This is a genomic window from Edwardsiella piscicida, assembly GCF_021733145.1.
In the GTDB taxonomy this organism is placed as follows: domain Bacteria; phylum Pseudomonadota; class Gammaproteobacteria; order Enterobacterales; family Enterobacteriaceae; genus Edwardsiella; species Edwardsiella piscicida.
In genome coordinates this window covers 2742842-2763128 of sequence record NZ_CP090968.1, presented here as the reverse complement: position 1 = coordinate 2763128, position 20287 = coordinate 2742842, and the positions used below count along the sequence as shown (strand labels likewise).

The 20287-nt window shown below is 60.0% G+C and carries 15 protein-coding genes and 7 tRNA genes; 6 read left to right on the top strand and 16 right to left on the bottom strand.

The annotated features are described in order from the left end of the window. Positions 1 to 12 precede the first annotated feature (12 nt). The 9 genes from L1P05_RS12585 to L1P05_RS12545 all read right to left on the bottom strand — a co-directional run bounded on the left by L1P05_RS12585 (position 13) and on the right by L1P05_RS12545 (position 3606). A tRNA-Gln gene (locus tag L1P05_RS12585) sits at positions 13 to 87 on the bottom strand. Between the two features lie 54 nt (positions 88 to 141). Then, positions 142 to 216: transfer RNA gene (locus L1P05_RS12580), tRNA-Gln, on the bottom strand. Positions 217 to 220: 4 nt separating this feature from the next. Continuing rightward, positions 221 to 297 (bottom strand) — tRNA-Met (locus L1P05_RS12575). A gap of 56 nt (positions 298 to 353) precedes the next feature. Further along, positions 354 to 428: transfer RNA gene (locus L1P05_RS12570), tRNA-Gln, on the bottom strand. A gap of 38 nt (positions 429 to 466) precedes the next feature. Continuing rightward, positions 467 to 541: transfer RNA gene (locus tag L1P05_RS12565), tRNA-Gln, on the bottom strand. Positions 542 to 563: 22 nt separating this feature from the next. After that, positions 564 to 648, bottom strand: a tRNA-Leu gene (locus L1P05_RS12560). A 19-nt stretch (positions 649 to 667) separates the two neighbouring features. Beyond that, positions 668 to 744: transfer RNA gene (locus L1P05_RS12555), tRNA-Met, on the bottom strand. Positions 745 to 972: 228 nt separating this feature from the next. Further along, the gene (asnB, locus tag L1P05_RS12550) at positions 973 to 2634 is read right to left on the bottom strand and encodes an asparagine synthase B (RefSeq protein ID WP_012849450.1); all 1662 of its coding nucleotides are present in this window, start codon (positions 2632 to 2634) and stop codon (positions 973 to 975) included. Positions 2635 to 2853: 219 nt separating this feature from the next. Beyond that, on the bottom strand, positions 2854 to 3606 hold the full coding sequence (locus L1P05_RS12545; RefSeq protein ID WP_012849448.1) for an HAD-IIA family hydrolase: 753 nt from the start codon (positions 3604 to 3606) through the stop codon (positions 2854 to 2856). A 187-nt stretch (positions 3607 to 3793) separates the two neighbouring features. Between L1P05_RS12545 and L1P05_RS12540 the strand changes: the two genes are divergently transcribed. After that, positions 3794 to 4561, top strand: a complete 768-nt coding sequence (locus L1P05_RS12540) for an alanyl-tRNA editing protein (protein WP_012849447.1) — start codon at positions 3794 to 3796, stop codon at positions 4559 to 4561. Between the two features lie 28 nt (positions 4562 to 4589). Here the strand turns inward: L1P05_RS12540 and nagC are convergent, their stop codons facing one another. Genes nagC through nagB form a run of 3 tightly spaced genes read right to left on the bottom strand, consistent with a single transcriptional unit; the run spans position 4590 to position 7820 of the window. Then, a complete protein-coding gene (gene nagC, locus L1P05_RS12535) occupies positions 4590 to 5816 on the bottom strand; it encodes a DNA-binding transcriptional regulator NagC (RefSeq protein ID WP_012849446.1) in 1227 nt (408 codons plus the stop codon). A 25-nt stretch (positions 5817 to 5841) separates the two neighbouring features. Next, positions 5842 to 6996: an N-acetylglucosamine-6-phosphate deacetylase gene (gene nagA, locus L1P05_RS12530; RefSeq protein WP_012849445.1), complete on the bottom strand. Its 1155-nt coding sequence runs from the start codon at positions 6994 to 6996 to the stop codon at positions 5842 to 5844. A gap of 23 nt (positions 6997 to 7019) precedes the next feature. Then, positions 7020 to 7820, bottom strand: a complete 801-nt coding sequence (gene nagB, locus L1P05_RS12525) for a glucosamine-6-phosphate deaminase (protein ID WP_012849444.1) — start codon at positions 7818 to 7820, stop codon at positions 7020 to 7022. A gap of 325 nt (positions 7821 to 8145) precedes the next feature. Between nagB and nagE the strand changes: the two genes are divergently transcribed. The 5 genes from nagE to L1P05_RS12500 all read left to right on the top strand — a co-directional run bounded on the left by nagE (position 8146) and on the right by L1P05_RS12500 (position 17092). After that, complete coding sequence (nagE, locus tag L1P05_RS12520) at positions 8146 to 10170, top strand: N-acetylglucosamine-specific PTS transporter subunit IIBC (RefSeq protein WP_012849443.1); 2025 nt, start codon at positions 8146 to 8148, stop codon at positions 10168 to 10170. Between the two features lie 218 nt (positions 10171 to 10388). Beyond that, positions 10389 to 12056, top strand: coding sequence for a glutamine--tRNA ligase (gene glnS, locus L1P05_RS12515; protein WP_012849442.1), 1668 nt, complete (start codon positions 10389 to 10391; stop codon positions 12054 to 12056). 563 nt (positions 12057 to 12619) lie between these two features. Next, positions 12620 to 14017: a chitoporin ChiP gene (gene chiP, locus L1P05_RS12510; protein ID WP_015462095.1), complete on the top strand. Its 1398-nt coding sequence runs from the start codon at positions 12620 to 12622 to the stop codon at positions 14015 to 14017. Between the two features lie 57 nt (positions 14018 to 14074). Beyond that, positions 14075 to 14407, top strand: a complete 333-nt coding sequence (gene chiQ, locus L1P05_RS12505; protein ID WP_012849439.1) for a ChiQ/YbfN family lipoprotein — start codon at positions 14075 to 14077, stop codon at positions 14405 to 14407. Between the two features lie 18 nt (positions 14408 to 14425). After that, the gene (locus L1P05_RS12500) at positions 14426 to 17092 is read left to right on the top strand and encodes a beta-N-acetylhexosaminidase (protein WP_034168656.1); all 2667 of its coding nucleotides are present in this window, start codon (positions 14426 to 14428) and stop codon (positions 17090 to 17092) included. Positions 17093 to 17305: 213 nt separating this feature from the next. On the opposite strand, the gene fur is transcribed toward L1P05_RS12500, so the two are convergent. The 4 genes from fur to L1P05_RS12480 all read right to left on the bottom strand — a co-directional run bounded on the left by fur (position 17306) and on the right by L1P05_RS12480 (position 20022). Next, positions 17306 to 17755: a ferric iron uptake transcriptional regulator gene (gene fur / locus L1P05_RS12495; RefSeq protein ID WP_034168655.1), complete on the bottom strand. Its 450-nt coding sequence runs from the start codon at positions 17753 to 17755 to the stop codon at positions 17306 to 17308. 275 nt (positions 17756 to 18030) lie between these two features. Further along, positions 18031 to 18558: a flavodoxin FldA gene (gene fldA / locus L1P05_RS12490; RefSeq protein WP_012849436.1), complete on the bottom strand. Its 528-nt coding sequence runs from the start codon at positions 18556 to 18558 to the stop codon at positions 18031 to 18033. A gap of 183 nt (positions 18559 to 18741) precedes the next feature. Beyond that, positions 18742 to 19020, bottom strand: a complete 279-nt coding sequence (gene ybfE / locus L1P05_RS12485; protein ID WP_015462092.1) for a LexA regulated protein — start codon at positions 19018 to 19020, stop codon at positions 18742 to 18744. 213 nt (positions 19021 to 19233) lie between these two features. After that, positions 19234 to 20022: an alpha/beta fold hydrolase gene (locus tag L1P05_RS12480; protein WP_012849434.1), complete on the bottom strand. Its 789-nt coding sequence runs from the start codon at positions 20020 to 20022 to the stop codon at positions 19234 to 19236. Positions 20023 to 20287: the final 265 nt, after the last annotated feature.

Genomic DNA, 20287 nt, shown 5'->3' with positions numbered 1-20287 from the left:
GAGCTCTCTTATTGGCTGGGGTACGAGGATTCGAACCTCGGGATGGCGGAATCAGAATCCGCTGCCTTACCGCTTGGCGATACCCCAATTGTTGGGTGGCATCTTTCGATGCGCGGCCCGCCGTGGCGAACCGAATAAATTTGGCTGGGGTACGAGGATTCGAACCTCGGGATGGCGGAATCAGAATCCGCTGCCTTACCGCTTGGCGATACCCCAAAAGTGGTGGCTACGACGGGATTCGAACCTGTGACCCCATCATTATGAGTGATGTGCTCTAACCAACTGAGCTACGTAGCCATCAATGTGTTACTAGTAAATCATACAACTTATTGAATTGCAAACGTTATTTTCTGTGGCTGGGGTACCAGGATTCGAACCTGGGGATGGCGGGATCAAAACCCGCTGCCTTACCGCTTGGCGATACCCCATCAGGGACTGTATCCAGTCTCCATCGAGACAGAAAATATGGCTGGGGTACCAGGATTCGAACCTGGGGATGGCGGGATCAAAACCCGCTGCCTTACCGCTTGGCGATACCCCATCCGACGCAAGCCGGGTTGAAATGGTGCGGGAGACGAGACTTGAACTCGTACACCTTGCGGCGCCAGAACCTAAATCTGGTGCGTCTACCAATTTCGCCACTCCCGCCCACTTGCGTAATAAAGAGTGGTGGCTACGACGGGATTCGAACCTGTGACCCCATCATTATGAGTGATGTGCTCTAACCAACTGAGCTACGTAGCCGTTCTTTATTCGCTAGCCTTCATCGGCGTTGCGGGGCGCATTATGCGGATATGGGGGGGAAGCGTCAACCCCTTTTTTAGCAGAAACGCCATCGCCGCGCACGTTTGCCGATTGATTATACAGGTCGGCGCGAAAAGCAGCAAAAGTCGGTGAAAAGTAGGCTAACGCCGGTCTGGCAGGGGGAGTCGGCGCGGCGCGCTCGCCGGGAAACGGGCGCGCCGCGGGGGGTTAGTAGGCGGACTGGTGTACGCCGACGGCGCGGCCAGAGGGGTCGTCCATTTTACGCAGGGACGCATCCCACTCGATGGCCTTGGCGGAGGAGCACGCGACGGAGGGGCCGCCGGGCACGCACTCCGCGGCGCTCGGCAGCGGGAACAGCTGCTCAAAGATATCGCGGTACAGGTAGGCCTCTTTGCTGGTCGGCGTGTTGTAGGGAAAGCGGAAGCGGGCGTTGGCCAGCGCCTGGTCGCTGACCTGGACGGCGGCGGCCGCTTTCAGCGAGTCTATCCAGCTGTAGCCGACGCCGTCGGAGAACTGCTCCTTCTGACGCCAGGCGACGCTGGCCGGCAGATCGGACTCGAAGCATTCGCGCAGCAGCTGCTTTTCGATGCGCCCGCTGCCGCACATCTTGTCGCGCGGGTTGAGGCGCATGGCCACGTCTAAAAACGCCTTGTCGAGGAACGGTACTCGGGCCTCGACGCCCCAGGCGGCCATCGCCTTGTTGGCGCGCGCGCAGTCGTACATATGCAGCGCCAGCAGCTTGCGCACCGTCTCATCGTGGAACTCTTTGGCGTTGGGGGCCTTATGGAAATAGAGGTAGCCGCCGAACACCTCGTCGGCGCCTTCGCCGGAGAGCACCATTTTGATCCCCATCGCTTTAATTTTACGGGCCATCAGGTACATCGGCGTCGAGGCGCGGATGGTGGTGACGTCGTAGGTTTCGATGTGGTAAATCACGTCGCGAATGGCGTCCATGCCCTCTTGGACGGTGAAGTGGATCTCGTGGTGTACCGTGCCGAGGTGGTCGGCGACCTCTCGGGCGGCCTTCAGATCCGGCGCTCCCGACAGGCCGACGGCAAAGGAGTGCAGCTGCGGCCACCAGGCGGCGCTGCGCTCGTCGTCTTCGACGCGGCGGGCGGCAAATTTTTTGGTGATGGCGGAGATAATGGACGAATCCAGTCCGCCGGAGAGCAGTACCCCGTAGGGGACGTCGGACATCAGGTGGCTCTTGACCGACTCCTCCAGCGCACCGCGCAGCGCGGCGGTGTCGCTAGGGTTGTGCTCTACGGCGGCGTAGTCGAACCAGTCGCGCTGGTAGTAGCGGCGGATCTCGCCGTCGCGGCTCCACAGGGCGCTGCCGGCGGGGAATTCGCGCAGCGTCCGGCATACCGGCACCAGCGCCTTCATCTCGGAGGCGACAAACAGGTTACCGTGTTCATCGTGCCCCATGTACAGCGGGATGATCCCCAGGTGATCGCGGCCGATCAGATAGGCGTCCCGCTCGGCGTCATACAGAATAAAGGCAAACATACCGCGCAGCTGGTCGAGGAAGTCCGGGCCGTACTCCTGGTACAGCGCCAGGATCACCTCACAGTCGGATCCGGTCTGAAACGCATAGCGATCGCCCAGGCGCTCGCGCAGCGCCTGGTGGTTATAAATTTCACCGTTGACCGCCAGAACGTGGGTGCGCTGCGCGTTGTACAGCGGCTGGGCGCCGGTGTTGACATCGACGATAGACAGGCGCTCATGGGCCAGAATGGCGCGTTCACCGGCATAGATGCCGGACCAGTCCGGGCCGCGGTGGCGCATTAGACGGGACATCTCCAGCGCTGTCTTGCGCAGCGCCTGCGGATCGGTTTTTAGGTCGAGCACTCCAAAGATCGAACACATAGCGTTTCCCCTACGACATTGACGGTATCAGGTGGCGCGGCGCCCTGCGGCGCGGCGGATGACATCAACATGCGTCATCCGTTGAATGGAAATCAAGCATTTTGCTCTGGCGGGGTAAAAAAGTTTTGTACGCGCGATTATTTTTAGATGGAGGATAAAAAAAACACGCTTTTGTTGAAAAATATCTAAAAAAGGCGGCCGCAGCCGCCGGAGGGGCGATTACAGAATGTCGATGTCGGCCACCGACGGGTAGATATAGCTGGGGCGGAAGGGCATGGTGTCCACGTCTTCCAGAGTGGAGACGCCGGAGAGCACCAGGATCGTCTCCAGCCCGGCCTGGAAGCCGGCCAGAATATCGGTTTTCAGGTTATCGCCGATGATGACGGTGCTTTCCGAATGGGCCTGCATCTTGTTCAGCGCGGCGCGGATAATCCACGGACTGGGTTTGCCGACGTAAAACGGCGCGCGGCCGGCGATCAGTTCGATGGGCGCGCACAGGGCGCCGCAGGCGGGAAAGAAGCCGCGGCCGTGGGAGTCGGGGTTGGTGGCGATAAAGCGCGCGCCGTGGGCGACGAAGTAGGCCGCCTTGTGGATCATTTCCCAGTTATAGGAGCGGGTCTCGCCGACGATCACGAAGTCCGGGTTGATGTCGGTAATGGTGAAGCCGGCTTTGTACAGCTCGTGGATCAGCGCCCCCTCGCCGATGACGTAGGCCTTCTTGCCCTCCTGCCGCTTGAGGAAGTCGGCGGTCGCCATGGCGGAGGTATAGAACACCTGCTCAGGAACGTCGATGCCGGCGGAGGCAAAACGGTTGGCCAGATCCTGCCCGGTCTGCGAGGGGTAGTTGGTCAGGATCACCAGCGGCATCTCCTGCTGCTGCAGTCGCTGTAAAAACTCACGGGCGCCGGGAACCGGGGTATTGTCGTGCATCAGGACGCCGTCAATATCGCAAATAACGCTTTTTATTGTCATAGCTGAGAGCTTCTCGTTGATAATGCAGTTAATGCAGCTAAAGACTATACCACGGCTGAGCGCATTATCGCCTGCTTCACGCTGGGCCGGATGGCGGCAATCAGGGGGTGCAGTCGCCGGTCCACTGGGGTAGAGTCAGAGGGAGGTACGTGCGGGGATACCCTGATCAGGATAAATGAGGACGAATATGGAATTTCACTATGACCGTGACCGCGTCTATGCGCAGCCGGCGACGCAGCGGGTATATAACCAGGAGCCCTACCTGACCCGCCTGGAAGCCACGCTGCTGTACCTTGAAAACGATCTGGCGGTGTTCGATAGGACCATCTTCTACGCCGAGTCGGGGGGACAGGTGTGCGACGTTGGGGCGATCGTCTCCGCCGCGGGCGGGACGCCTTGCCCGGTGGTCGATGTGCAGCACAAGCTGGGGCATAAGCTGTATATCAAGCGTGAGGGGGTCAACGTACCGCTGGTGGCCGTGGAGACGCGGATCGTCCACCGCCTGGCCTATGCGCCGGATCTGCAGCCCGGCGACCGCGTTATCATGCAGATCGACTGGCCGCGGCGCTACGCCATCATGCGTCACCATACGCTGGCGCACTTTCTGTTCTCCGCCGTTAACCGCTACTTCAGCGCCGGCATCGGCATTAAGGGGTGCACCATCGATGCGCAGAAGGCGGTGTTCTCGCTGGATAAAAAGCTGAGCGAGGATGACTTCTGCGCTATTCAGGCCCATACCCGCGACCTGCTGGCGCAGGCGCACCCTCTGGCGGTAGAGTCGGCGCCGGAGACGGACAGCCTTTTCTATTGGCGCTATGGTGAGACGCTGATCCCCTGCGGCGGCACACACGTGCAGGCGCTGTCCGAGGTCAGCGACGCGGCGATCTTTTTCCATAAAAAGAGCACCGGCCGCGAGCGTAGCCGGATCGCTATCGCGCTGCAGCCCCTGGTATAACCGACGCGTCGTACGCGTCGTACGCGGCTCAGTGGTGATGCTCCAGCAGACGCTGCAGCAGCACGCCGTTCAGCATGGCGCGCTTGACCAGCGCAAAGGCGCCGATGGCGGAGCGGTGGTCGAGCTCGGAGGTGACCACCGGCAGATTATGGCGAAAGTTTTTCAGCGTCTGGGTTTGAATGCAGCGCGCGATGGCCGGCAGCAGGATCTTGCTCGCGTCGGTTATCTCACCGGCGATGACGATCTTCTGGGGATTGAACAGGTTGATGGTGATGGCGATAGCGCGCCCCAGGTAGCGTCCGACCCGTTCAATCACCTCGACGGCTAAGCTATCGCCGCGGTTGGCGGCCCGACAAATGGCGTTGATGGTGCAGCCGTCGACCGTCAGGCTGCTGGGGTAGCCCTGCTCCAGCAGGCGGCGGGTATGCTGTTCGATAGCCGCATTGGCCGCTACGGTCTCCAGACAGCCAAAGTTGCCGCAGTGGCAGCGCTCTCCCAGCGGATCTATCTGGATATGCCCGATCTCCCCGACGTTGCCGTTGCTGCCGAGAAAGATGTTCTCATCGACGATGATCCCGGCGCCGGTGCCGCGGTGCAGTCGCACCAGGATCGAGTCCCGGCAGTCGCGGCTGGCGCCGAAGTAGTGTTCGGCCAGCGCCAGGCTGCGAATATCGTGACCGATAAAGCAGGCCAGGCGGAAGCGCGCCTCTAGGCGTTCAACCAGTGGCCAGTCGCTGACCGTGATGTGCGGCATGTAGCGGACGATACCGAGATCCGGATCGACCAGGCCGGGCAGCATCAGGGCGATGGCGATAAGCTCGCGGATTTTGCGCTGGTAATCGTTAATGAAGTGGTCGATGGCCTGAAACAGGGCGTGCTCGACGGTCTCCTGGGTGCGCTGCGGCAGCGGGTAGTGGGTCTCCGCCAGCGCCTTGCCGCTGAGGTCATACAGGGTGATGGTGGCGTCATAGCGGCCCAGGCGAATGGCGATCGCCTGGAAGCGGCGCGTCTCGGTGACGATGGAGATGGCACGCCGCCCGCCGGTGGAGGCCTGCTGATCGACCTCTTTGATCAGCCCGCGCTCCAGCAGCTGGCGGGTGATCTTGGTGACGCTGGCGGGGGCCAGCTGGCTGTATTCAGCAATCTGAATTCGAGAGATCGGCCCCTGCTGATCGATCAGGCGGTAGACCGCCGCGCTGTTCAGCTGCTTTACCAGATCGACGTTACCAATTTGTCCCTGTCCGCCAGTGGCCATCACTCTCTCACCTGTGTGTTGTCATTCAACCGCCGCGTTGGTAGACGGTTTCGCCGTTAACGATGGTCGTGGTTACCTGGAAGTCGCGGGTAAACGCCGTCAGGTTGGCGACCTTACCCGGTTCGATGCTGCCCAGTCGCTGCGCGACGCCGATGGCGCGCGCCGGATAGAGGGTGGCCATGCGCAGGGCTTCATCCAGCGCAATGCCGACGTGCTCAACGCTGTTTTGCACCGCCTCTATCATGGTCAGCGCCGATCCGCTCAGCGTACCATTTTCATCTACTACCAGCCCATTGCGGTAATATACTGTTTTCCCCGCGAAAATGAAGCTGTCAATGTCTGAACCCGCCGGCGCGGTGGCGTCGGTGACCAGCACCAGGTGGTCGCCCTTGAGCTTTTTCGCCATGCGGATGTTCGGCCAGGCCACGTGGTGGCCGTCGGCGATGATGCCGGTATACACCTCTGGGGTGTCGAAGATGGCGCCCATCAGCCCCGGCGCGCGGCCGCTGATCGCCGGCATCGCATTGTAGAGGTGGGTGGCAAAGCGCATTCCGGCGGCGAAGCCGCGGCGCGCCTCTTCGTAGCTGGCGTTGGAGTGGCCGGCGGAGACCACGATCCCGGCGGCGCGCAGCTGTTGAATGGCCGCGTCGTCGCTCATCTCCGGTGCCATGGTCACCTTGACGACGGCCTCGGCGTGGCTGCAGATAAAGTCGAGCATGGCGCTATCCGGGCGGCGGATATAGCGCGGGTTATGGGTGCCCTTTTTCTCCAGGCTGATATAGGGCCCTTCAATATGCAGCCCCAGTGCCTGGTTACGGTGGCGACGCAGGTAGGACTGCATCACCGTAATGCCGCGCTGCATCATGGCGTCGCTGCAGGTGATCAGCGTCGGCAGGTAGCTGGTGCAGCCGGCGCGTTCGTTGGCGCGCTGCATGATCTCCAGCGTCTGCTCGCTGACGGCCTCTTCGCTGTCGTTAAACTGCACGCCGCCGCAGCCGTTGAGCTGAACGTCGATAAAGCCGGGGGCCAGGATGGCGCCGCCCAGATCGCGGGTGGCGATATCCGGTGCGAGCGCAGCCTCGGGACAGATTTTTTCAATTAAACCATTGGCGATCACCACAGCATGGTCGTCAAGAATATCGTGGCCGGTATAAATCCGACAGTGAGTTAAGGCGTACATCACATTCCCCCCGGACGTAATTATCAGAGATCTTTCATATTTTCCGCTTCGAGCTCGCGGAAATAGTTAACGGTTTTAACCTTCAGCTCCATGGTCGCCGGCTGATCGCAGACCACCACGGACTTGGGATGCAGCTGCAGGGCGCTGATGGTCCACATATGGTTGACGCTGCCCTCGACAGCGGCCTGCAGCGCCAGGGATTTGGCGTGACCGGTTACCAGGATCATCACCTCTTCCGCGTCCAGCAGGGTGCCCACGCCGACGGTCAGCGCATACTTCGGTACCAGACTGATGTCGCCGTTGAAGAAGCGGGAGTTGGCGATGCGGGTATCTTCGGTCAGGGTCTTGATCCGGGTGCGCGAAGCCAGCGAAGAGGCCGGTTCGTTGAAGGCGATATGTCCGTCGTTGCCAACGCCGCCCATGAACAGATTGATCTTGCCATAGGCGCGGATCTTCTCTTCGTAGCGGCGGCACTCGGCGTCCACGTCCGGCGCGTTACCATTTAACAAATTGATATTTTCTTTCTGAATATCAATGTGGTTGAAGAAGTTATTATACATAAAGCTGTGATAGCTTTCCGGGTGTGATTCTGCCAGACCAACGTATTCATCCATATTAAAGGTGACGACGTGGCGGAAGCTCACTTCACCGGCCTGATAGAGTTCGATCAGGCGCTTATAGGTTTGCAGGGGGGTGCTACCGGTCGGCAGACCCAGAACAAACGGGTGCTCGGCGGTAGGCTTGAACGCGTTGATGCGCTTAACGATATGGCGGGCAGACCACAGGCCAACGTCGGTCGCGTTATGCAGCGGAATAAGTCTCATAGGGCACCTTTTACAAAACGGGAAACTGAACGAAAAGCGGGTTCGGCGCCGGTGATGACCCATTGGCTCCCGGCTCTCCTGCGAAGGAGTCTACCGCGCCGATCGATTTTTCGAATGATAAAATAAGTTTTCAGGGATAGCCAGCATACAGACAACTTTTCACCAGTTATTGGTGATAGTTATCACAAATCAGGAGGTTTTAATTTGCGGAGAAAAATAATTTTTTTACACTCCAAACTGTAGTTCATACAGTTAACAATATAGCCAAATCAGTGATGATGAGACCGGCAGTGCCCTTTGCATTGTAGGTCCAATAGGGGGAAATGTGAGTATTCTCGGTTATTTGCAAAAGGTAGGCCGCGCGCTGATGGTGCCGGTAGCGACGCTACCGGCCGCAGCAATACTAATGGGCGTCGGTTATTGGATCGACCCGGTCGGCTGGGGGGGAGACAACGCACTGGCGGCGTTCTTCATCAAGTCGGGCTCAGCCATCATCGATAATATGTCGGTGCTGTTTGCCATTGGTGTCGCTTACGGTATGTCCAAAGATAAAGACGGCGCGGCGGCGCTGGCCGGCTTTGTCGGTTTCTTGGTGGTGACCACCCTGTGTTCACCCGCCGCGGTGGCGATGATCCAGAAGATTCCAGTGGATCAGGTTCCTGCCGCCTTCGGTAAGATCAATAACCAGTTTATCGGTATCCTGGTCGGTATCATCTCGGCCGAACTGTATAACCGCTATAGCAGCGTTGAGCTGCCCAAGGCGCTCTCCTTCTTCAGCGGCCGCCGTCTGGTGCCGATCCTGACCTCGTTCCTGATGATCATTCTGGCCTTTATCCTGATGTATATCTGGCCGGTAATCTTTAACGGTCTGGTGAACTTCGGTGAGCATATCCAGAAGCTGGGCTCCGTGGGGGCCGGCGTGTATGCCTTCTTTAACCGTCTGCTGATCCCGGTCGGTCTGCACCATGCCCTGAACTCCGTGTTCTGGTTTGACGTCGCCGGCATTAACGATATTCCGAACTTCCTGGGCGGCGCCCAGTCCATCGAGAGCGGCAAGGCGGTGGTCGGTATCACCGGTCGCTATCAGGCTGGCTTCTTCCCGATCATGATGTTCGGTCTGCCGGGTGCGGCGCTGGCCATCTATCACTGCGCCCGTCCGGAGAACAAGGCGAAGGTCGCCGGTATCATGCTGGCCGCCGCGTTTGCCGCCTTCTTTACCGGGATCACCGAGCCGCTGGAGTTCTCCTTCATGTTCGTGGCGCCGGTGCTGTACGTGCTGCACGCCATCCTGACCGGTATCTCCGTCTTTATCGCGGCCAGCATGCACTGGATCTCCGGCTTCGGCTTCAGCGCCGGCCTGGTGGATATGGCGCTGCAGTCCCGTAACCCGCTGGCGACGCACTGGTATATGCTGATCCCGCAGGGGCTGGTCTTCTTCGTTATCTACTACGTGGTGTTCCGTTTCACCATCACCAAATTCAACCTGATGACGCCGGGGCGTGAGCTGAGCGGCGCGGGTGAAGAGGCCGATGGCAACGATGAAGATCTGGATCTGACCAAAGATGCGGACGTCAGCGAGCTGGCTCGCCAGTATATCGCCTGCGTCGGCGGCTCCGCTAACCTGACCGGTATCGATGCCTGTATCACCCGTCTGCGTCTGACGGTGAAGGACTCCTCGCTGGTCAACGAAGCGATGGCGAAGAAGCTGGGCGCCTCCGGCGTGATCCGCCTGAACAAGACCAGCGTACAGATCATCGTCGGCTTCGTGGCCGAGAAGATCGCCAACGCGATGCGCACGGTGGGCACGGTGCCTGCCGCCGCGGCAAGCGCCGCCGCCTCGACCGCGCCCGCGGCGAAGGCACAGGCGACGCCAAACGCCGCCGCCGGTGTCCACTCGACGCTGGTATCACCGATCACCGGTGAGGTGGTGGCCCTGAGCGAGGTGCCGGACGAGGCGTTTGCCAGTAAAGCCGTCGGCGACGGTCTGGCGGTGCGCCCGACGGATAAGATGGTCGTGGCGCCGGCGAGCGGCACCGTGGTGAAGATTTTCAACACCAACCACGCCTTCTGCCTGGAGAGCGATGACGGTGTGGAAGTGGTGGTGCACATGGGGATCGATACCGTGGCGCTGAACGGGCAGGGCTTTAAGCGCCTGGTGGAAGAGGGGGATGTGGTGAAGGTCGGCCAGCCGGTGCTGGAGATGGATCTGGACTACCTGAACGCCCATGCGCGCTCCATGATAAGCCCGGTGGTGGTCAGCAATATCGATGACTTTGGCGGCGTGGGGGCCTTGGCCTCTGGGCAGGTGGTCGCCGGTCAGAGCAAGCTGTATACCATTCTGAACAAGTAACGCGCCGTCACACGGCAGCATCATACGGCGGGGGGCCCGAAAGGGCTCCCCGTTTTTTATCGCCCGGAGAAGGGGGTGGCGCGGTGCGGTTATCCGCCACGTCAGCGGAGATCACAAAAAAAACGTCGGTATTTTACCGATAGAACGGTTGTTTCCGCCCGAGGGTTGTTAGATCATGGAACAATGAGAACGCGTTTTTTGGCATAGAGGAACAGAAGATGAGTGAGGCTGAAGCCCGCCCAACCAACTTTATCCGTCAGATCATCGATGAAGATCTGGCGTCCGGTAAACACACCAGCGTGCATACCCGTTTCCCGCCGGAGCCAAACGGCTACCTGCACATTGGCCACGCCAAGTCCATCTGTCTGAATTTCGGCATCGCCAGAGACTATCAAGGGCTGTGCAACCTGCGCTTCGATGATACCAACCCGGTCAAAGAAGACATCGAATACGTTGAGTCCATCAAGCGCGACGTTCAGTGGCTGGGCTTTGAGTGGAGCGGCGCGGTGCGTTACTCCTCTGACTACTTTGACCAGCTGCATCAGTACGCCCTGGAGCTGATCGGCAAAGGGCTGGCCTATGTGGATGAGCTGAGCGCCGAGCAGATCCGCGAATACCGCGGCACCCTGACCTCGCCCGGGAAAAATAGCCCGTTCCGCGATCGCAGCGTTGAGGAGAACCTGGCGCTGTTCGAAAAAATGCGTCTGGGCGAGTTCGCCGAAGGCAGCGCCTGCCTGCGCGCCAAGATCGATATGGCGTCGCCGTTTATCGTGATGCGCGATCCGGTGCTGTACCGGATTAAGTTTGCAGATCACCACCAGACCGGCAACAAGTGGTGCATCTACCCGATGTACGACTTTACCCACTGCATCTCCGATGCGCTGGAGGGCATCACGCACTCCCTGTGCACCCTGGAGTTCCAGGACAACCGTCGCCTGTACGACTGGGTGCTGGATAATATCTCGATTCCGTGCCATCCGCGTCAGTATGAGTTTTCGCGCCTGAACCTGGAATACGCCATCATGTCCAAGCGTAAGCTGAACCTGCTGGTGAGCGAGAAGATTGTCGAGGGCTGGGACGATCCGCGTATGCCGACCATTTCGGGTCTGCGTCGCCGCGGCTATAGCGCCGCCGCCGTGCGCGAGTTCTGCCGCCGTATCGGGGTGACCAAGCAGGACAACAACGTGGAGATGGCGGCGCTGGAGTCCTGTATCCGCGACGATCTCAATGAAAACGCCCCGCGCGCGATGGCGGTGCTGGATCCGGTGCGCCTGGTGATCGAAAACCTGCCGGCCGACAGCGTACAGCTGCTGACCATGCCGAATCATCCGAGCAATCCGGAGATGGGCAGCCGTGAGGTGCCGTTTGCCCGCGAACTGTACATCGATCGCGCCGACTTCCGTGAAGAGGCCAACAAACAGTACAAGCGTCTGGTGCTGGGCAAAGAGGTGCGTCTGCGCAACGCCTACGTGATCCGCGCCGAGCGCGTAGAGAAAGACGCCGACGGCGAGATCACCACCATTTACTGCAGCTACGATGCGGATACCCTGAGCAAGGATCCGGCGGATGGCCGCAAGGTGAAAGGGGTGATCCACTGGGTGTCCGCCAGCCATGCGCTGCCGGCGGAGTTCCGCCTGTACGATCGCCTGTTCAGCGTGGCGAACCCGGGGGCGGCGGAGGATTTCCTCTCCACCATTAACCCTGAGTCTCTGGTTATTCGTCGCGGTTTCGTCGAGCCGACGCTGGCCGCAGCGGTGCCGGGGGTGACCTACCAGTTTGAGCGTGAGGGCTACTTCTGCGCCGACAGTCGCTACTCCTCCGCCGAACATCTGGTGTTTAACCGTACCGTTGGCCTGCGCGATACCTGGGCCAAAGCGGCGCTCTGAACGATAGGGAGCGCGGCGTAGTACGCCGATAGCTTGTCAATATCAACGCCACGGGCCGCGGGTCCGTGGCGTTTTTTTGTCTGCGTTGACGGGACGCTTCCCGCGCTAGCGCGTCGTCTTCGGCGGCGGCGTACGCCCGCGCCGGCGCCGTGCGCTTAAGGGTATAGTAAATGATGATTTCGCGTTGCAAATTAATAAGGTGTTGTAATGTAATAATTATTCATTAATGAAGTAAGTCGCCTCGTACTCCCCGCCATAAACATCCCCAGTATCACTAATGGTATTACAAATATATCTCTGTTTTTTAATGGTATTTTTCATTAATAATGCCAACTATACCGCAATGTAACTAAATATAAGAATATGTGCACTCGGTCAAAAATTGATACATCTTTTTTACTTTTCATTTGATAATTCGCGTCGCGAAAAATAGTCTAATAGTGCAGTAAGTGAACGGGTTTTTTACCCAGACACCCAATAACTTTTACCCCAATGGGGATATTGGCGACCTGGTCGGGCGCTGTTCCGCCAGCCGCATTTTTCAGTCAAAGAGGAATTTTTCTATGGTTACGCATCGTGCTAAGCGCAGCGTGCTGGCGCTCGCTGTTGCCGCAGCAACGCTAGGCAGCGGCTTCATGGCGCCTTCACAGGCGCAGGCTGAAGGGTTCATCGACGATTCAACCATGACCGGTGGGATCTACTACTGGCAGCGCGAGCGCGATCGCAAGGACGTGGAGACCGGTCAGTATAAGACCAACCTGTCTCACTCCACCTGGAATGCCAGCCTTGACTTCTCCTCCGGCTACGCCGCCGACTTTATCGGTCTGGACGTCGGCGCCTTCACCGCCATTGAGATGGCCGAATCGGCGGAGAGCAGCCACCCGAACGAAATCGCCTTCTCCTCCATCAACAAGGGCTACGACGAAAACTACAGCGGCGATAAGAGCGGCATCAGCCTGTACAAGGCGGCGGCCAAGCTGAAAATGGGGCCGATGTGGGCGCGTGTCGGCTGGATCCAGCCGACCGGCCAGACCCTGATTGCCCCGCACTGGAGCTTCATGCCGGGGACCTATCAGGGGGTCGAGACCGGCGCCAACTTTGACTTTGATACCGCCGGTGCGCTGAGCTTCTCCTATATGTGGACCGACCGTTATAAGGCGCCGTGGCATCTGGAGATGGACAAGTTCTACCAGGGCGGCCTGGGCGATAACCGCGGGGAGGAGGTCTCCTACCTGCACTCCCTGGGCGGGAAGTATGACTTCAAGAACGGCCTGGTGCTGGAAGCGGCCTTTGGTCAGGCCCAAGGCTTTATGAATCAGTACTTCGCCAAGGGGACCTACAAGTTTGACGTCGCCGGCAGCCCGCTGACCACCAGCTACCAGTTCTACGGTGCGCACGATCGCGTCTCCGACGCCAACAGCAGCGCCAATATCTATGACGGCACCGCCTGGCTGCAGGCGCTGACCTTCGGCTACAAGGCCGGTCAGTTCGATCTGCGTCTGGAAGGCACCTGGGTGAAGGCGGAAGGCAAGCAGGGCTACTTCCTGCAGCGTATGACGCCGGCCTACGCCTCCTCTAACGGTCGCCTGGATATCTGGTGGGATAACCGCTCCGACTTCAACGCCAACGGTGAAAAGGCCGTCTTTGCCGGCGTGATGTATGACCTGAGCAAGTGGAACATGCCGGGCTGGGGCGTCGGTGCCTCCTATGTCTATGCCTGGGATGCCAAGCCGAACAGCACCTGGGCTGACCAGAGCGAGCGGGTTAAAGAGAGCGCCTACAGTCTGGATGCGATGTACGTGATTCAGGACGGCCGTGCCAAGGGCACCCTGTTTAAGCTGCACTACACCCAGTATGACAACCACTCCGACAACCCGAGCTGGGGCGGCGGCTACAACAACATGTTCCAGGATGAGCGCGACGTGAAGTTTATCGTTATCGCCCCGTTCACCGTGTTCTGAGTTATCGCCCCCTCCGCACGCGCGGAGGGGCGCTAAGCGAATCAAGGGAGAGAGAATATGAAAGCGATTCTGGGTGTGGCCATGGCCGCCATCGTACTGACCGGCTGTGCGCAGCCGAGCGCGCCGTCTCAGGAAGGTCAGCTGCTGAAGCAGGCCTACAGCAAGTGTATTCAGGATGCCGACGGCAAACATGACAAGGTGGCGTCCTGCCAGACCATTCTAGAGGTAATGAAGCAGAGCAAGGCTCACGCCGCGTTCGCGCAGAAAGAGAGCGTGAGCGTGCTGAATTACCAGCAGTGTATTGAGGCGGCGATGAGCGGCGCCGGTGACAACTATACGGCCCGCTGCGGCAAACTGTGGCAGGAAATCCGCGCCAGTAACGCGAACTGAGAAAAGGGAAGCGAGATGATGAAAGGATATAAACTGAGCGTAGTCGCCACGGCACTGGGTATGCTGGGCGTTTCCGGCGTAGCGCAGGCCGATCAGCAGCTGGTGGACAGCATCAGCAGCCAGGTGAAGGTGAACTACGCCGTCACCGACAACCGCGGCGCGGAGAACGGCGTCAACTGTGCGGCGCTGGGCGCCGACTGGGCCTCCTGCAACCAGGCGGTGATCAGCCTGACCAACGATGGCAGCGCCATCGAGGGGAAAGACTGGGCCATCTACTTCCATAACATCCGTCAGATCCTGAAGAGCGGCAACGATCAGTTCAAGATCACCTTTGTGACCGGCGATCTGCACAAGATTGAGCCGACGGATAAGTTCAAGGGCTTTGCCGCGGGTGAGCGCATCGAGATCCCCATCGTCGGCGAATACTGGCAGCTGTTTGAAAGCGACGTGATGCCGCGCTGGTACGTGACCTCGCGGGACGCTAAGCCGAAGGTGATCGCCAACACCGATACCGAAGATCTGCGTCAGTTCGTGACGCCGTTTGCGGGCGACCTGTGGAAGCGTATCAAGGACGATAAAAACGTTCTGATGACGCCGGAGAACCGCTTTGCCAAGAACGCCGATGTGAAGACCCTGTCGGCGGCCAGCCTGCGCGGCCAGATCATGCCGACGCCGCTGAAGCTGAAAGTGCATCAGCAGGACGCCGATCTGGCGCGCGGCGTTAGCCTGGATCTGACGGTGCTGAACACCGCCAGCGCCGATGTTATCAAGCAGCGTCTGGGCCAGCTGGGCGTGAAGCAGGCCCAGAAGGGCTACCCGATCAAGACGCAGATCGCCACTAAAGCCTTTAAAGGCGATATGGCGGTACCGGGCGCGTACCAGCTGAAGATCGGCACCAAGGGCGCGGAGGTGACCGGTTACGATCAGGCCGGGGTGTTCTACGGTCTGCAGTCTATCCTGTCGCTGCTGCCGGCCAACGGCAGCGCTAAGATAGCCACGCTGGACGCCGAAGATGCGCCGCGCTTCCAGTACCGCGGCATTGAGCTGGACGTGGGCCGTAACTTCCACTCCCTGGCCGCTGTCGAGCGCCTGCTGGATCAGATGGCGGCGTACAAGCTGAACAAGTTCCACTTCCATCTGACCGACGATGAGGGCTGGCGTATTGAGATCCCGGGCCTGCCGGAGCTGACCGAAGTCGGCGGCAAGCGCTGTCATGACCTGAGCGAGCAGCAGTGCCTGCTGCCGCAGCTGGGCTCTGGCCCGGACAGCAACAACAACGGCAGCGGCTACTTTACCCGCGCCGACTATATCAAGCTGCTGAAGTATGCCCAGGCGCGCCACATTGAGGTGATCCCCGAGATCGACATGCCGGCCCACGCCCGTGCGGCGGTGGTGGCGATGGAGGCGCGTTACAACAAGCTGAAGGCCGCCGGTAACGAGAAGGGCGCCAACGAGTACCGCCTGCTGGATCCGACCGATGACTCTAACACCACCTCGGTGCAGTTCTACGATCGTCACAGCTACCTCAACCCGTGCCTGGACTCCTCCAAGCGCTTTGTCGACAAAGTGATTGGCGAGATGGCCCAGATGCACCGCGAAGCCGGTCAGCCGCTCACCACCTGGCACTTTGGCGGCGATGAGGCGAAGAACATCCGCTTAGGGCCGGGCTATACCGACGTGAACAAGCCGGAGCCGGGCAAGGGGATGATCGACCTGAGCAAAGAGGACAAGCCGTGGGCGAAGTCTCAGATGTGCCAGGCGATGATCAAAGAGGGCAAGGTTGCCGACATGGAGCACCTGCCGAGCTACTTCGCGGTCGAAGTCAGCAAGATGGTCAAGGACCACGGCATCGGCAAGATGCAGGCCTGGCAGGATGGCCTGAAGGATGCCAAGGATGCCAAGGCATTTGCGACGCCGCGCGTCGGGGTTAACTTCTGGGATACCCTGTACTGGGGTGGCTTTGACTCGGCCAACGACTGGGCCAATAAAGGCTATGAGGTGGTGATCTCCAACCCGGATTACGTCTATATGGACTTCCCGTACGAGGTCAATCCGCAGGAGAACGGCTACTACTGGGGCACCCGCTTCAGCGATGAGCGCAAGATCTTTGCCTTCGCGCCGGACAACCTGCCGCAGAACGCCGAAACGTCGGTCGATCGCGACGGTAACTACTTCAGCGCCAAGAGCGACAAGCCGTGGCCGGGCGCCTATGGCCTCTCTGCTCAGCTGTGGAGCGAAGTGGTGCGTACCGATGAGATGATGGAGTACAAGATCTATCCGCGCATCATGGCCGTCGCTGAGCGTGCGTGGCATCAGGCGGGCTGGGAACAGCCGTATCAGGCCGGGCGTGAATACAAGGGCGGCGAAACCCACCTGGTCGATCAGCAGGCCCTGCTGCAGGACTGGCAGCGCTTTGCCAACCTGATGGGGCAGCGTGAGCTGGCCAAGATGGACAAGTCTGGCGTGGCCTACCGCGTACCGCAGCCGGGTGCCCGCGTCGTGAACGGCACGCTGGAGACCAACGTTGCGATGCCGGGCCTGATCGTGGAGTACTCCGTCGACGGCGGTAAGCAGTGGCAGCGCTATGATGCCAAGGCGAAGCCGAGCGTGAACGGTGAGGTACAGGTGCGTACCGCATCGCCGGACGGCAAGCGCTTTAGCCGCGTGGAGTCCGTCAAGTCCTGACGGGGCATTACCCTCATTTTCCCCCGCCCCGCGCGGGGGCCTTAGGATGAGCGTCCGCGGCGCGGCCTCATCCTCTCCCTCTTCCGGTTTCGATCTGAGTAGTAGTGAGCAGTAATTGCCCTCGGTCTCTGAGGGCTTTTTTTTGTTCGTCGGCGCGCGGGTAAAAAAAACGGCCCCGATGGGCCGCTTCGCTGACGCTGGAGGTCGGGCCGCTTAGGCCTTTTCGTCGTGCAGGGCCTCATCGCTGCGGCAGTCGCCCTCGGCGCAGTGGCCGTAGAGATACAGGCTGTGGTTGGTCAGCTGGATGCCGTGTTTTTTGGCGATTTCACGCTGACGCTTCTCGATGGACTCATCGCTGAACTCGATGACCTTGCCGCAGTCCAGGCAGATCAGGTGATCGTGGTGGTGCTGTTGGGTCAGCTCAAAGACCGATTTACCGCCCTCAAAGTTATGGCGGGTAACGATGCCGGCATCGTCAAACTGGTTGAGCACGCGGTATACGGTCGCCAGACCGATCTCCTCGCCCATGTCGATCAGCTTCTTGTACAAGTCTTCAGCACTGACGTGATGGCACGTAGGATCTTGCAGTACTTCCAGAATCTTGAGACGGGGAAGCGTGACTTTCAGGCCAGCTTTCTTTAACGCGGTGTTGTTGTCAGTCATTCGGATTCTGTCCTGTCACAGCGCCCGGCAGCGCCCTGGGGCCGTTACCGAACGGAAAATAATAGTGAGATTCATTATAAGGCCGATATCCCTAAATGGGAACCGTGGCGCGGCGTGGTCAGCGCGGGGTGTCTGCGGCGCAGATCTGATATAACTCGCGAATAATGAGGAAGATAGAAACAAATGACGCAGCGAACTGCGCACTATCGTTTTTATTGATGGCTGAAATACCTGCCGGCTATTAAACGGGGATCCGCGCCGGCAGGCGATAGGCATTAGCCCAGGATATCGGCCAGATGCATCTCTGCGCTGAGCTGCTTGACCCAGGCGTCTACGCGCTCGGCGGTCAGCTCTGGCTGGCGATCCTCATCGATGGCCAGGCCGACGAAGGTGTTGCTGTCGACCAGCGCCTTGGAGGCTTCAAAGTGGTATCCGGCGGTCGGCCAGTGGCCGACGATGGTCGCGCCGCGCGCTTCAACCAGCTCGCGGATGGTGCCCATTGCATCGCAGAAGTACTCGGCATAGTCTTCCTGATCGCCGCAGCCGAACAGCGCTACCAGCTTACCGGAGAAGTCGATCTCCTCCAGGGAGGGGAAGAAGTCATCCCAGTCGCACTGCGCTTCGCCGTAGTACCAGGTGGGGATACCCAGCAGAAGAATATCAAACGCCTCAAGGTCTTCCTTGCTGCTCTTGGCAATGTCATGAACTTCAGCAACGTCTTTACCCAGTTGCTTCTGGATCATCTTAGCAATGTTTTCCGTGTTGCCGGTGTCGCTGCCAAAGAAAATACCTACGATTGCCATATCGCGAATTTACCTTTTATCTCAGAAATTAAATCAGGCTGTGCCCCGACCGCCGCGGGCGACGGACGGGATAGGCGCTGAGCCCAACGGGGCGCGGTCACACACCCAGCCTACCTACCAGTCGAATACTATAACATCTTTGGCGTCGCGGCTTTATCGTCATTGTGCGCTGCGCCGGGCGGGTCAGGTATCCAGCGGTAGCTGACTGAGCAGCATCTGCTCGATCAGCTCGCTGCGGCTGATGTTGCGCTCCTGCGCCAGACGGTTGAGGAGATCGACCGCCTCTTCATTCATCTTCAGCTCGACGCGACGCAGCCCTTTAACCCGATCGCGCCGCAGCTGGTTACGCTTGTTAATCCGCAGCTGCTCTTCCCGGGAAAGCGGGTTGGTTTTGGGACGACCTGGACGACGTTCTTCCGCGAACAGATCGAGCGTCGTGCGGTCCGTTTGTTCTTTGGCCATATTCAGGTAGCGGTACTGCAAGGAGAAGGGAGCACGGGAACCCCGGACTCCGATTAACATATATACGGGATTTCCCCCGACGGCACCGTACGGGGACGCGCCGCCCATTTTAGCGCGCCATCATACCCCAGGGAGTGGAGCAGCGACAATCCCTTATCGGCGTCGGCGCGCGTTCCCGCACCGACGCGGGTTCGATCCGCGGCGCTCGGATCTTTATGCCGCGGCGCCGGAGGGGGTATCGAGAAAGCGGCGCACCGCGCGCAGGACGTTATCTGGCTGTTCAGCGTGCAGCCAGTGGCCGCTGCCGCTGACCACGTGGGCGCGGGCGCGGGGAAACTGGCGGGCGATCGCCTCTCGATAGTCATCGAGAATATAGGGTGAGTTCGCGCCCTTGATGAACAGCGTCTCCCCCAGATGAGGCGCCTGCGGCTGCCAGCCGAGGATCTGCGGGTAATGCTGCTGCAGGGCCGCGAGATTAAAGCGCCAGCGTCCCTGGTGAAAGGACTTGAGCAGAAATTGCACCACCCCCTCCTGCTGCAGAAAGCGGCGCAGGATCTGCGCGGCCTGCGGGCGCGTCGGCACCGCCGCCGTCTGCACCGCGTTCAGGGCGGCAAAGACCGCGTCGTGACGGCGGGTGGGATAGGCCACCGGCGCCATATCCAGCACCACCAGGCGGCGTAGACGCTGCGGGGCGAGCGCCGCCAGACGCATCGCCGCTTTGCCGCCCATGGAGTGGCCCATGATGTCCAGCGGCGCCAGGTTGTAGGCGTCGATCAGCGCGATGAGATCCCCGGCGAGCAGATCATAGTCCATCTCGGGGGTATGGGGGGATTGGCCGTGGTTGCGCAGATCGACCAGCAGCACGTCGCGCTGGGCGTTGAGCGCACGGGCGAGCTGGCCCAGGTTGTCCAGCGAACCGAACAGGCCGTGGATCAGCAGCAGCGGCGGCTGGCTCGGCGGCTGCGGCGCCCGCAGCAGCAGATGATTCAGGGTCAGGATCATGGTGAGATAAATTGTTCAGCTAATGTTATGTACAGGTTACCACGGCGGCGGCGACGTGTCCGCCGGCCGAGCGCCTGCGCAGGGGCCGGCGAGGGTGACCCCCTCGGGCTGGCCGTCAGCGCCGACGCTTAAGCGCCCGCGCCGCGTTGGCGCCGCACCGACGGAGGCGCCAAAATGGACGTTAATCACCCCACCGTGGCGCTAAACGCTATCCGCTCAGGGCGTTTAACCTTATAATCCAATCTGACCAAGTAGCAAAAGTACT

Coding starts and splice junctions, on each gene's coding strand:
- asnB (WP_012849450.1), bottom strand. CDS start 2,634: ATGTGTTCGATCTTTGGAGTGCTCGACCTAAAAACCGATCCGCAGGCG.
- L1P05_RS12545 (WP_012849448.1), bottom strand. CDS start 3,606: ATGACAATAAAAAGCGTTATTTGCGATATTGACGGCGTCCTGATGCAC.
- L1P05_RS12540 (WP_012849447.1), top strand. CDS start 3,794: ATGGAATTTCACTATGACCGTGACCGCGTCTATGCGCAGCCGGCGACG.
- nagC (WP_012849446.1), bottom strand. CDS start 5,816: ATGGCCACTGGCGGACAGGGACAAATTGGTAACGTCGATCTGGTAAAG.
- nagA (WP_012849445.1), bottom strand. CDS start 6,996: ATGTACGCCTTAACTCACTGTCGGATTTATACCGGCCACGATATTCTT.
- nagB (WP_012849444.1), bottom strand. CDS start 7,820: ATGAGACTTATTCCGCTGCATAACGCGACCGACGTTGGCCTGTGGTCT.
- glnS (WP_012849442.1), top strand. CDS start 10,389: ATGAGTGAGGCTGAAGCCCGCCCAACCAACTTTATCCGTCAGATCATC.
- chiP (WP_015462095.1), top strand. CDS start 12,620: ATGGTTACGCATCGTGCTAAGCGCAGCGTGCTGGCGCTCGCTGTTGCC.
- chiQ (WP_012849439.1), top strand. CDS start 14,075: ATGAAAGCGATTCTGGGTGTGGCCATGGCCGCCATCGTACTGACCGGC.
- L1P05_RS12500 (WP_034168656.1), top strand. CDS start 14,426: ATGAAAGGATATAAACTGAGCGTAGTCGCCACGGCACTGGGTATGCTG.
- fur (WP_034168655.1), bottom strand. CDS start 17,755: ATGACTGACAACAACACCGCGTTAAAGAAAGCTGGCCTGAAAGTCACG.
- fldA (WP_012849436.1), bottom strand. CDS start 18,558: ATGGCAATCGTAGGTATTTTCTTTGGCAGCGACACCGGCAACACGGAA.
- ybfE (WP_015462092.1), bottom strand. CDS start 19,020: ATGGCCAAAGAACAAACGGACCGCACGACGCTCGATCTGTTCGCGGAA.
- L1P05_RS12480 (WP_012849434.1), bottom strand. CDS start 20,022: ATGATCCTGACCCTGAATCATCTGCTGCTGCGGGCGCCGCAGCCGCCG.